An 11,422-nucleotide genomic window follows, 5' to 3' on the forward strand; every position below is an offset into this window, starting at 1 on the left:
CTGCGCGATGCTCAGGCCTTGCGCTGAAGCAAAGCCTGTCACGAAAACCGGCGCATGATAGCCGATGTCGGAACCTTGGTTCCGCTCATAGAGTCCAGTTATTAGCCAGCTACCTAAAACAGGGCTAGGTTTAAAGCTCTATTCGTCCCCCGATCCGTAGCCGTGCGGATTCAAAGGAGTGATTGTAATGCCGTCCCTCGATAGCCTGAAAACGCTCAAAACCCTGCAAATCGACGACAAGATCTACCACTACTTCAGCCTGCCGGATGCCGCCAAAAGCCTGGGCGACCTCGACAAGCTGCCGATGTCACTGAAAGTCCTGCTGGAAAACCTGCTGCGCTGGGAAGATGAAAAAACTGTCACCGGCGCCGACCTCAAGGCGATTGCCGCCTGGCTCAAGGAACGTCGCTCCGATCGCGAGATTCAATACCGCCCTGCCCGCGTCCTGATGCAGGATTTTACCGGCGTACCCGCCGTGGTTGATCTCGCCGCGATGCGTGCGGCGATGGCCAAGGCTGGCGGCGATCCACAGCGAATCAATCCGCTATCGCCGGTGGACCTGGTGATCGACCACTCGGTGATGGTCGACAAATTCGCCACGCCTAGCGCGTTCGAGCAGAACGTCGACATCGAAATGCAGCGCAACGGCGAACGTTATGCCTTCCTGCGTTGGGGCCAAAGTGCCTTCGACAACTTCAGCGTGGTGCCGCCGGGCACCGGCATCTGCCATCAGGTTAACCTCGAATACCTCGGCCGCACCGTGTGGACCAAGGATGAAGACGGCCGCACCTACGCGTTCCCCGATACGCTGGTCGGTACCGACTCGCACACCACCATGATCAACGGCCTCGGCGTACTCGGCTGGGGCGTCGGCGGGATCGAGGCCGAAGCGGCGATGCTCGGGCAACCGGTGTCGATGCTGATTCCGGAAGTGATCGGTTTCAAACTGACCGGCAAACTCAAGGAAGGCATCACCGCTACCGATCTGGTGCTGACTGTCACGCAAATGCTGCGCAAGAAAGGTGTGGTCGGCAAGTTCGTCGAGTTCTACGGTGACGGCCTCGCCGACCTGCCGCTGGCCGACCGCGCAACCATCGCCAACATGGCTCCGGAATACGGCGCGACGTGCGGCTTCTTCCCCGTTGATGACGTGACTTTGGAATATCTGCGTCTGTCCGGCCGGCCACCGGAAGTTGTGAAACTGGTCGAGGCTTACACCAAGGCTCAGGGCCTGTGGCGTCTGCCCGGTCAGGAACCCGCGTTCACCGATAGCCTCGCGCTGGACATGGGCAGCGTCGAAGCGAGTCTGGCCGGACCGAAACGCCCACAAGATCGCGTCTCGCTACCGAATGTGCCGCAAGCTTTCAGCGACTTCATCGACCTGCAATTCAAACCCACCAGCAAAGAAGAAGGACGCCTGGAAAGTGAGGGCGGTGGGGGCGTCGCGGTGGGCAATGCCGATCTGGTTGGCGAAACCGAATACGAGTACGAAGGCCACACCTATCGCCTGAAAAACGGCGCGGTGGTCATCGCTGCGATCACTTCATGCACCAACACCTCGAACCCGAGCGTGATGATGGCCGCCGGATTACTGGCGAAAAAAGCTGTGGAGAAAGGCCTGACGCGCAAACCGTGGGTGAAGAGTTCGCTGGCACCGGGCTCGAAAGTGGTCACCGACTACTACAAGGCAGCGGGGTTGACGCAATACCTTGATCAGCTCGGCTTTTCGCTGGTCGGTTATGGCTGCACCACCTGCATCGGCAACTCGGGACCGCTGCCCGAGCCGATCGAGAAAGCCATTCAGAAAGCCGACCTGACCGTCGCGTCGGTGCTATCCGGCAACCGCAACTTCGAAGGCCGCGTGCATCCCTTGGTGAAAACCAACTGGCTGGCTTCGCCGCCGCTGGTGGTCGCCTATGCGCTGGCCGGCAGCGTGCGCAGCGATATCAGCAGCGAACCGCTGGGCGAGGATCAGCAGGGCAATCCGGTGTATCTGCGCGATATCTGGCCATCGAGTAAAGAGATTGCCGATGCGATCAATCAGGTCAACACCGCGATGTTCCACAAGGAATACGCTGAAGTGTTTGCCGGCGATGAGCAGTGGCAGGCGATCGAGGTACCGCAAGCGGCGACTTACGTGTGGCAGGACGATTCGACTTACATCCAGCATCCGCCGTTCTTCGACGATATTTCCGGCCCGCTGCCAGAAGTCAAAGACGTCAAAGGCGCACGCGTGCTGGCCCTGCTCGGCGATTCGGTGACCACCGACCACATCTCCCCTGCCGGCAACATCAAGGCTGACAGTCCGGCCGGTCGTTATCTGCGCGAAAAAGGCGTGGAGCCACGGGACTTCAACTCTTACGGCTCACGGCGTGGCAATCATGAAGTGATGATGCGCGGCACCTTCGCCAACATCCGTATTCGCAATGAAATGCTCGGCGGTGAAGAAGGTGGCAACACAATCTACATTCCAACCGGCGAGAAACTGGCGATCTACGACGCGGCGATGAAATATCAGGCTTCGGGCACGCCGCTGGTGGTGATTGCCGGGCAGGAATACGGCACCGGCTCCAGCCGTGACTGGGCGGCGAAGGGCACCAACCTGCTGGGCGTCAAAGCGGTGATCGCCGAGAGTTTCGAGCGGATTCACCGCTCCAACCTGGTGGGCATGGGCGTGCTACCACTGCAGTTCAAGCTTGATCAGAACCGCAAGAGCCTCAACCTGACCGGCAAGGAAACCTTTGAAATCCAGGGTCTGACCGGCGTCGAGCTGACACCGCGAATGAATCTGCCGCTGGTGATCACCCGTGAGGATGGCAAGCAGGAGAAAATCGAGGTGCTGTGCCGCATCGATACGTTGAATGAAGTGGAATACTTCAAATCAGGCGGGATTCTGCATTACGTACTGCGCCAGTTGATCGCCTCATAACGAATCAACGCATAACCAATGTAAGAGCTGCCGCAGGCTGCGATCTTTGGCTTTTAAAAGCAAAATCAAAAGATCGCAGCCTGCGGCAGCTCCTACATACAGGCGAAAAAAAACCCGCCGAAGCGGGTTTTTCCCAAGACCATTATCGACTCCCTGTCGGCAGCGATCCTTGCAAATGGTCGATCATCCGTGATCCTGAAACACTCCCTGTGTCTCAGTTGATGTGTGTAGATTACCCAGTGGATCCAATCGGCAATAGTCGTAAAAGCTACCAGTGCGTGTAAGACATTCGCCATAGCAACCCTTCCGAAAACCCTTAGCCCTGTCAGGCATCGAGCATGGAAGCCGCGATCTGCGCGACTTTCAGCTGGTCCGAGGCCTGTTCCAGCGCGTCATCCTCCAAAAACCAGGCTGCAGACAAACCGGCGAACGCCAGCACCCATTGCAGCAGCCTGCGGCGATCAAGCCTGGCAGCTTCAGCAATCACATCCAGTTGCCGGCGAAAACGTGCGGGATCGGTGGCTGTCGGCAAGTCCGGGTTGCAAATCAGGTTGGCGTAATCAAAACCACGCTCGCCCCTGACCCGTTTCGGATCGATGGCCAGCCAGCCACGCGACTGGAAATCCAGCACATTGTCGTGATGCATATCGCCGTGCAGCACCACGACATCCTGTGGGTTGGCGAGCAGGTTTTCGGCGGTTTGCAGGCTCAGGGCGTAGAGGCCCTCATGTTGTGCAATCGCGATGCGCAGCGAAGCGAACCATGGCCCCAATTCCACCAAAGGCGGCGGTGGAGTTACGCGCGGTGCATGCAATCGTGCCAGCGCCGAACAGAGAATCCGGCTCGCCTCGTCATCTTTGCCACTCATAGCCATGCGCATCAGCGAGCGCCGGCCCATGGCACGTTCCATCAACAGTCCATCCTGGTGATGCGCCAGTACATGCGCAGCACCGTCACCGTCCCACCAGGTCATCAGCCGATTGCCATACTTTTCATCGACATCCAGCGCCACCTTGAGCATGGCCGGCCTGTCGTTCAGGCGTACCGGCAACAAACGGCTGCCGGGCGTGATGATCGGCGCGCCATCCGCCACCAGTGCCCAGCGCTTCAGCCAAGGATCGAAAACGTCAGCCACCATCACGCTCACGGGCCTTGGCGCTCTCGGCAAGAAACTGTTCGAGCCGGCTCAACTGCTCCTCCCAGCCACGACTGTCCATGTAATACGCCTCTTTCTGGCGAATGTCGGGAATGTGCGCGAAGCCTGATTCGGATACTTTCAACAACGTACCGCTCTCGAAGTCTTCCAGCTCGAACCTGACCAGCGTGGTCGGCTCCTGGGAATAGTCAATCTTCGGATTGACCGCATACGGATGCCAGCGGAACGAAAACAACTGCTGCGGCTCAACCCGCTCGATCAGCACATTCCACAACACATGTTCATAACCCGGATACGTGACCTGCCCCTGCGTCCATTCACCGGCGATAAACCGCCGGCCCTCCAGCGCCACACCAAACCACTGGCCAAACGCCTCGGCATCGACCAATGCACGCCAGACATGAGAACGCGTCTCCCTGAGTTTGATTTTGCGTTCGAAACTATTGGGTACTGGTTTCATACGTCACCTCCTGTTTTGAACACTAGGCCTGTATGACCACATGTCCAATGTGAAGTTGTATCAGGGCAGTGCAGTCATTCATCGGCAAGGACACATCAAGCTGCACTTTTTGACCAGTGCCGTGATGGATCCAGGCGCCCTCCGCCCAACGAAACTGTTACCTTTTCCAGCGAATTTGAATGAACAAGGACGAATCATGCCGCCATCCCTCGCTGAACGTTACCGCGGTGCCCTGCTCGGTCTGGCGTGCGGCGACGCTGTCGGTACTACGGTTGAGTTCAAACCACGAGGATCATTCCAACCGTTGACCGATATGGTCGGCGGTGGCCCGTTCCACCTCAAGCCAGGGCAGTGGACCGATGACACCTCTATGGCGCTGTGTCTGGCAGAAAGCCTGCTGAACAAGAATGGATTCAATGCTGCCGATCAGATGGGCCGCTACCTCAACTGGTGGCAATGGGGTTACCTGAGTTCGACCGGTGAATGTTTCGATGTCGGCATGACCGTCAGCCAGGCGCTCGCGCGATATCAGCAAAACGCGGAACCCTTCGCGGGCTCTACCGACCCTTATAGCGCCGGTAACGGTTCACTGATGCGCCTGGCTCCGGTGGTGCTGTTCTACTTTCCCGACGTGCGGCAAATCCAGAGCTTTGCCGCCGACAGTTCGCGAACCACCCACGCAGCACCAGAAGCCATCGAATGCTGCCAATTGTTGGCCGGGCTGATTGCCAGAGCGCTTGAAGGCGCAAGCAAAGCAGAACTGCGTCAGCTGCCTTCCGCCAGCTTCTCGCAACCCAAGGTCGCCGCCATTGCGCGTGGCGATTACCTCGTTCTGTCCGAGAGGGACATCAAAGGCAATGGCTACAGCGTGCAGTCACTGGAAGCGGCGTTGTGGTGCTTTCACCAGACGGACAGCTTCGAATCGGCCATTTTGCGAGCGGCGAACCTGGGTGATGACGCCGATACTACCGCTGCGATCACCGGTCAGTTGGCCGGCGCCTATTACGGCGTGCGAGGCATTCCTGCGCATTGGCTGGAAAAGCTGCACGACGGTGAAGAGATTGCGGCGACCGCCGACCGTTTGCTTGAGGTTTCCCGGATGCGCCCACCTGAATAAGCGCGGTGCAGCAGCTACACTGCTCGGCACTTATCTTCGATACAGCGAGACTTGACCATGTCCCCACGCCTGCTTCTGGCTCTCACGCCCTTCCTGTTCAGCCCCCTCGCCCATGCCGCCATCGACTGCGCCAATGCCAGCGATCAGGCGACGATGAATCAGTGCGCCGGGCAGGACTTCAAAGCGGCGGACAAAGAGTTGAACACGATGTATCAGCAGATCACCGCGCGCTTGAAGGACAATCCGGACGGCAAGAAACTGTTGGTCAGTGCGCAGCGGGCCTGGATCGGCTTTCGGGATGCCGAGTGCAAGTTTTCATCGTCCGGAGTTACTGGCGGAAGCGTTTATCCTTGGGTTTACAGCAGTTGTCTGACGGGGGTGACCAAGGTGCGGGTTGAGTCGCTGAAACAGTATTTGAAGTGTGAGGAAGGTGACATGAGTTGCCCGGTGCCTGGGGCCTGATTTTTTGCGGCGGTATTGAGGGATCTTTCGCGAGCAGGCTCGCTCCCACATTGGAACGCATTTCAAATGTGGGTCAACGCCCGTTCAATGAGTTGCGCGTGATCATGCTCTGCTCGGGCCGATACGACTCGGTCCGTTGCACTTTCGCGCACACGACAGGTGCACCACTGCGCAGACTTTCCTCCAGCACATGCCGTAGCCGTAACAATCCCTCACGTTGCATCGCCAGGTTGGCCTCGATCTGGCGTATCTCATCCATACGGATATCGATTTGCTCGATGGTCAGCGACTTCGAACAACTCCCGTCCTGCAAGAACAGACCGCGAATGGTGTCGAGGGAAAAACCGAGCCGCTGCGCGTCGCGCACCAATATCAATCGTGCAACAGCCGCCTCGGTGTAGTGACGATATCCATTGGCGTCACGGGTAGAAGGCTCCAGTAACCCTTGCTCCTCGTAATAGCGAATGGCCGAAGCGGCAACACCGGTGCGCTTGGAAACTTCTCCAATCTTCATAAAAACTGCTTGACCTTCAAGTTGGCTTTAATCGTTAGCATAAGCCCAGGTTCAGCACGACAGCCAGTCGTTATTGACCCACCTGAACATCTTTCACCTTTATGGAATTTGATGATGAGCACACTGACAGACCTGCTGAAATGGCGCTACGCAACGAAAAAGTACGACCCTTCCCGGACGGTGTCCGATGAAAAAATCGAGCGCATTCTGGAAGCGGTACGGTTAACGCCGACATCAAGTGGACTGCAACCTTTTGAATTGCTCGTAGTGACCAATCCAGAGGTTCGCGAAAAGATCAAAGCCGTTAGCTGGAATCAGCAGCAGGTTACCGACTGCTCTCATTTGCTGGTGTTTGCCGCCTGGGATGACATCACTGCGGAGCGAGTCAATATGATGTTCGACCTGACCAATGAAGTACGCGGAACCGTTAACGAGGGCTGGGAAAATTATCGTCAGATGCTCTTGGGCATTGTCGCTGAGCGTGGCAAGGAGGCCAATTATCAGGCTGCTGCGCGGCAGGCCTATATCGGTTTGGGCTCGGCTTTGATCGCCGCAGCATTTGAAGAAGTCGATGCCACACCGATGGAAGGTTTCGACCCCGCAGCCATCAATGAAATCCTCGGACTCGCGGCTCGTAACTTGCGCAGTGTGGTGATTCTGCCGCTGGGCCATCGAGCCACTGATGGAGACTGGTTGGTCAATTTGAAAAAGGTTCGCCGCTCGCGAGAAAACTTCGTTACCGAGATCAAGTAAGCGCTACAGGAGCGGGCGACTGAGCATGCCTGTGGCGTGTGTCCCCGCTCTAATCAATTCCTGCCCCCGTCATCGATACCCGCGGCCACCGATTAGATCGCGCTCCCTCCTCTGCTCTCGACTTGCATCGAATTCGAGAGCCAATCGACATTGAAATCCCTCCAAAGCGAATGAACTGAAGACGATGCCGTGGCCCGGCATCCCGATGCCAGGAGCGACCTTAACAAAACAAGAACAAGTTATTATTGCCATTCGATAATTTAACATCGAGAATCAGTCATTCCCAATGACACCGCAAGGATTTTTCATGAGTACTCGTAACAACGGATTGGCACTGCAGCGCATGCATTGGGTCGGACTACTGGCAGCGATTCTTGTCTGGGTTTTGGGGGTGACCGAGGTCGGCGGCAATGCGTCAATCTGGTTCTTTAAAACGGATGAAATGCTTGCCGCCCTGCTCTACGCCTTCGCCGAAAACTCGCCGCAATTACTTGACCCGTTTGTCGAAGGTGCGCTGCTTGCCCCCGACACATGGCTCTCGCCACTGGTCACCGCGCTGCTCGTCGTTCTGGATTTCCTGCCCGTCCTGCTTTCGACCTACGTGCTCTGGCTGACAGGGCTGTTTTTCCTGCGCTTGTCCCGCGGCGAAACCTGGACCGAGCGCAACATCAAGGTGTTATGGCGAGTGGGGATTCTGTGCATCATTTCACCGGCCACTTACCCGCTGGTAGAGACCTTGCAAGGTTTGGCACTGTCTATTGATCTGCCTCCTGGGGATCGCATCTTTCAACTCTCGATTGGCCTGTCTTCCTCTTCTGCCTACGAGATTGTCAAAGGCGTATTGCTCTGTTTATTTTCAATTATCATGCGCGATGCAAAAGTACTCAGCGATGAGCAAAGTCAATACATATAGAACAATACAATGACCATTATCGTCCGCCTTGACGTTGTCATGGCCACGCAAAAAATTCGCTCGAAAGAGTTAGCCAGCCTGCTGGGCATCACCGAGGCCAACCTGTCATTACTGAAAAATGGCAAGGTCAAGGGCGTGAAAATGGCCACTCTGGACAAACTCTGTGCAGCACTCGATTGCCAACCCGGCGATCTGCTGGAATATCAGAAAGACTGAGCCTTGCGCATGCGCGAACGTTAATTGTCGCCAGTCCCCACCGTTTAACTCTCATTCAATCCTTAGTTGCAAGGCGGCTTTGTCATGACCCGGTTTTTATTCTGCGCGCTGTTTTTACTGACAGCGTTGATCAGCGGCTGCGCCACGCAAATGGACGTGGCGCTGAATGCCACACCTGATCCGGACTATCACTTCGATCGAAAAGCGACTGTGCTGGTGACTTCTGCGGGCGGCAGTGACGAAAACGCACTTAATGCACGCTACTACCTACGGGACATGGTTAATGCGCTAAAAGACAGGGGCTACCAAGAGGTCTATACCGACGCCAGTATGCCGAAGAACCACGCACCGATAAAAATGACCGTCAGCCTCGATGTCGGCAGCCGACAGGTGACTTACCGATATACCGCCACCGAGTATGGGCAGGTGCCGACCAGCACTTCTACCGTCTGCAAGAACAGCAAGAAAAAAGACGACCGACTTACCTGTACGAGTAGACCAAACACTACCTATGGCCCGATAGGTACTTCGGAGCGAACCGGTTACACCACGCTCAGTACCTTTATTGCCACCGCACGCGATGAAGTCAGTAAGCGACCGGTCTACCTGCTTCGCGCTTCGTCCTATAACGAAGATTGCCAGTCAGCCAAGGTCGAAGCTTTTCTGGTGGAGCAAGGCTTGCAGAACCTGAACTTCGAGGACCGTGTGCAGCGCAACTACACCGTCACGATGCCCGAAGGCTACCGCTGCAAGTAGACTTTGCAGGGCAACTAACAGCCTCGGCTCTCCAGCATGAGCCGGGGCTGCGAACCGTTAGACGCGCGGGTCTCCAGGCGCCTTGGACGGCGCCGCATATTGCGGCTTGAGATGGCCGTCCTGATCAAGTAGCCAGGCGTCCATGATCTGCCGCACCACAGGGCCGGCGACACGACCACCGGCCTCGCCGTTTTCGATCATCACCGAAATCGCAATCTTCGGATGCTCGGCCGGCGCGAAGCCAACGAACAAGGCGTTATCGCGGTGGCGCTCGAGGGTTTTCTCGCGGTTATAACGCTCGCCCTGCTTGATGGCCACCACTTGCGCCGTACCACTCTTACCGGCGATGCGGTATTGCGCACCGGCCGCGGCCGCACGAGCGATGCCTCGGGCATCGTGCATCACCATCTGCATGCCGTGATTGACCTGCTCCCAGTCTCGCGGATCCTTGAGCAGGATGTTCGGCATCGGATGCTCATCGACCGGGGCAACGCCATCGACGGTTTTGGCCAGGTGCGGCCGGTTCCACACACCTTTGTTGGCGATCAATGCCGTGGCCTGAGCCAGTTGCAGTGGCGTGACCTGCATGTAGCCCTGACCAATGCCGAGGATGACCGTTTCGCCCGGGAACCAGGCTTGCCGGCGAGTCGCGCGCTTCCAGGCTTGCGATGGCATCAGACCGGGCGACTCTTCAAACATGTCCAGCGAGACTTTCTCGCCGAGGCCGAACATCGCCATGTAATCGTGCAGGCGATCGATGCCGAGCTTATGCGCGAGGTCGTAGAAATAGGTGTCATTGGAACGCATGATCGCCGCGTCCATGTCCACCCAGCCATCGCCGCTGTGGTTCCAGTTGCGGTACTTGTGATCGAAGTCCGGGAGTTGGTAATAACCGGGGTCGAAAACGCGGGTCTGCGGCGTCACGACACCGGCGTCGAGGCCGGCGATGGCCACCTCAGGCTTGATCGTCGAGCCCGGCGCGTAGAGCCCGCGCAGTACGCGGTTGAACAGCGGACGGTCGATCGAATCTCGCAGTGCCGAGTATTCCTTGGAGCTGATACCGGTGACGAACAGATTCGGATCGAAGCTCGGATTGCTGACCATGGCCAACACTTCACCGGTCGACGGATCGAGCGCAACGACAGAACCACGACGATCACCCAGAGCCGCTTCGGCAGCTTCCTGGAGTTTGATGTCGAGGCTCAGGACGATGTTCTGGCCAGGAACTGGATCGGTATGTTTGAGTACACGGAGCACGCGACCTTGGGCGTTGGTTTCCACCTCTTCATAACCAACGTGGCCGTGCAACTGCGCTTCGTAGAAACGCTCAATGCCGGTTTTGCCGATGGATTGAGTACCGCGATATTCGACCGAATCGAGGCTTTTGGATTCTTTTTCGTTGATCCGGCCGACGTAACCGATTGAGTGGGCGAAATGTGCGCCGAGCGGGTAATGACGGACAAACTGCGGCTCGACATCAAGGCCTGGGAGGCGGAACTCGTTGACGGCCAGTACGGCGATCTGCTCCTCCGTCAGCTCATAGAACAGCGTCACCGGCGTAAATGGGTGGCGGGACTGCTTCATGGCTTTATCGAAGACTGTGCGATCTTCTGCAGGCAGATGCAGGAGATTAATGACTTCGTCCAGTTCTTGATTGACGTCAGTGGCGCGTTCGCGGGTGACGGTCAGGTTGAAGCTGGGACGGTTATCGGCGAGCAGCACGCCATTGCGGTCGTAGATCAAGCCGCGTGTCGGCGGGATCGGCAAGACGTGGACGCGGTTGTTTTCAGAGATGGTCGAGTGGTAGTCGAATTCCACCACTTGCAGGATATACAGGCGCACGACCAGGGCGCAGCTGATGGCAAAGACAAATAAGGCGCAGGCGATCAACCGTTTGTTGACCAGGCGCGTCTCTTTTTCGTGATCCTTGATCGGGATGGGTTCAGGCATTTCTACAGCAACTCTTTGACATAAATGAATGCCGATCCGTGGGCATGACATCAGTCCGTTAAAAAACGAGCTGCACCATACCAAAAACTGCCCGGTCACTTCAGAAGGAATTTCCCCAATGGCCATTTCTTGCGACGGCTGGGACAGCGGTGTCCCACGAAAACTTTCCTGCGGACAAAACAAAACCCCAACTGCT

Annotated in this window: 11 protein-coding genes; 7 read left to right on the forward strand and 4 right to left on the reverse strand. The window is 57.1% G+C overall.

Annotation, left to right across the window (positions count from 1 at the left end; all coding sequences use genetic code 11):
* The first annotated feature begins 187 nt into the window (after positions 1–187).
* Positions 188–2,929 (forward strand): aconitate hydratase AcnA, encoded by a 2,742-nt coding sequence (acnA, locus tag FGA82_RS13795; protein ID WP_141127491.1) that lies wholly within the window; start codon positions 188–190, stop codon positions 2,927–2,929.
* 325 nt (positions 2,930–3,254) lie between these two features.
* Here the strand turns inward: acnA and FGA82_RS13800 are convergent, their stop codons facing one another.
* Both FGA82_RS13800 and FGA82_RS13805 read right to left on the reverse strand, forming a co-directional pair.
* On the reverse strand, positions 3,255–4,067 hold the full coding sequence (locus FGA82_RS13800; protein ID WP_171057282.1) for an aminoglycoside phosphotransferase family protein: 813 nt from the start codon (positions 4,065–4,067) through the stop codon (positions 3,255–3,257).
* The gene (locus tag FGA82_RS13805) at positions 4,057–4,545 is read right to left on the reverse strand and encodes an SRPBCC family protein (RefSeq protein ID WP_141127492.1); all 489 of its coding nucleotides are present in this window, start codon (positions 4,543–4,545) and stop codon (positions 4,057–4,059) included. Before FGA82_RS13805 ends, FGA82_RS13800 begins: the two co-directional genes overlap by 11 nt.
* Before the next feature lie 196 nt (positions 4,546–4,741).
* On the opposite strand from FGA82_RS13805, the gene FGA82_RS13810 reads away from it, so the two are divergent.
* Entirely contained in the window at positions 4,742–5,662 is a 921-nt protein-coding gene (locus FGA82_RS13810) for an ADP-ribosylglycohydrolase family protein (RefSeq protein WP_141127493.1), read from the forward strand.
* A 57-nt stretch (positions 5,663–5,719) separates the two neighbouring features.
* Positions 5,720–6,124: a lysozyme inhibitor LprI family protein gene (locus FGA82_RS13815; RefSeq protein WP_141127494.1), complete on the forward strand. Its 405-nt coding sequence runs from the start codon at positions 5,720–5,722 to the stop codon at positions 6,122–6,124.
* Positions 6,125–6,197: 73 nt separating this feature from the next.
* Here the strand turns inward: FGA82_RS13815 and FGA82_RS13820 are convergent, their stop codons facing one another.
* Positions 6,198–6,638, reverse strand: a complete 441-nt coding sequence (locus FGA82_RS13820) for a MerR family transcriptional regulator (protein WP_141127495.1) — start codon at positions 6,636–6,638, stop codon at positions 6,198–6,200.
* A gap of 114 nt (positions 6,639–6,752) precedes the next feature.
* Here FGA82_RS13820 and FGA82_RS13825 point away from each other — a divergent pair, with 114 nt between their 5' ends.
* The 4 genes from FGA82_RS13825 (at position 6,753) to FGA82_RS13840 (ending at position 9,276) form a co-directional block, all read left to right on the forward strand.
* Complete coding sequence (locus FGA82_RS13825; protein WP_141127496.1) at positions 6,753–7,391, forward strand: NAD(P)H-dependent oxidoreductase; 639 nt, start codon at positions 6,753–6,755, stop codon at positions 7,389–7,391.
* A gap of 307 nt (positions 7,392–7,698) precedes the next feature.
* Positions 7,699–8,304 carry a hypothetical protein gene (locus tag FGA82_RS13830; RefSeq protein ID WP_141127497.1) on the forward strand — a complete coding sequence of 202 codons (606 nt, stop codon included), beginning with the start codon at positions 7,699–7,701 and terminating at the stop codon, positions 8,302–8,304.
* A 9-nt stretch (positions 8,305–8,313) separates the two neighbouring features.
* Complete coding sequence (locus FGA82_RS13835; protein ID WP_007910409.1) at positions 8,314–8,520, forward strand: helix-turn-helix domain-containing protein; 207 nt, start codon at positions 8,314–8,316, stop codon at positions 8,518–8,520.
* A gap of 84 nt (positions 8,521–8,604) precedes the next feature.
* Positions 8,605–9,276 carry a hypothetical protein gene (locus FGA82_RS13840; protein WP_141127498.1) on the forward strand — a complete coding sequence of 224 codons (672 nt, stop codon included), beginning with the start codon at positions 8,605–8,607 and terminating at the stop codon, positions 9,274–9,276.
* A 57-nt stretch (positions 9,277–9,333) separates the two neighbouring features.
* Here the strand turns inward: FGA82_RS13840 and mrdA are convergent, their stop codons facing one another.
* Entirely contained in the window at positions 9,334–11,226 is a 1,893-nt protein-coding gene (gene mrdA / locus FGA82_RS13845; protein WP_141127499.1) for a penicillin-binding protein 2, read from the reverse strand.
* Positions 11,227–11,422: the final 196 nt, after the last annotated feature.

Origin of the sequence: Pseudomonas fluorescens, assembly GCF_005938625.1 — a bacterium.
Classification (GTDB): domain Bacteria; phylum Pseudomonadota; class Gammaproteobacteria; order Pseudomonadales; family Pseudomonadaceae; genus Aquipseudomonas; species Aquipseudomonas fluorescens_BD.

Excerpts from the sequence above, each read along its gene's own strand:
- acnA (WP_141127491.1), top strand. The coding sequence starts at position 188 with ATGCCGTCCCTCGATAGCCTGAAAACGCTCAAAACCCTGCAAATCGAC.
- FGA82_RS13800 (WP_171057282.1), bottom strand. The coding sequence starts at position 4,067 with ATGGTGGCTGACGTTTTCGATCCTTGGCTGAAGCGCTGGGCACTGGTG.
- FGA82_RS13805 (WP_141127492.1), bottom strand. The coding sequence starts at position 4,545 with ATGAAACCAGTACCCAATAGTTTCGAACGCAAAATCAAACTCAGGGAG.
- FGA82_RS13810 (WP_141127493.1), top strand. The coding sequence starts at position 4,742 with ATGCCGCCATCCCTCGCTGAACGTTACCGCGGTGCCCTGCTCGGTCTG.
- FGA82_RS13815 (WP_141127494.1), top strand. The coding sequence starts at position 5,720 with ATGTCCCCACGCCTGCTTCTGGCTCTCACGCCCTTCCTGTTCAGCCCC.
- FGA82_RS13820 (WP_141127495.1), bottom strand. The coding sequence starts at position 6,638 with ATGAAGATTGGAGAAGTTTCCAAGCGCACCGGTGTTGCCGCTTCGGCC.
- FGA82_RS13825 (WP_141127496.1), top strand. The coding sequence starts at position 6,753 with ATGAGCACACTGACAGACCTGCTGAAATGGCGCTACGCAACGAAAAAG.
- FGA82_RS13830 (WP_141127497.1), top strand. The coding sequence starts at position 7,699 with ATGAGTACTCGTAACAACGGATTGGCACTGCAGCGCATGCATTGGGTC.
- FGA82_RS13835 (WP_007910409.1), top strand. The coding sequence starts at position 8,314 with ATGACCATTATCGTCCGCCTTGACGTTGTCATGGCCACGCAAAAAATT.
- FGA82_RS13840 (WP_141127498.1), top strand. The coding sequence starts at position 8,605 with ATGACCCGGTTTTTATTCTGCGCGCTGTTTTTACTGACAGCGTTGATC.
- mrdA (WP_141127499.1), bottom strand. The coding sequence starts at position 11,226 with ATGCCTGAACCCATCCCGATCAAGGATCACGAAAAAGAGACGCGCCTG.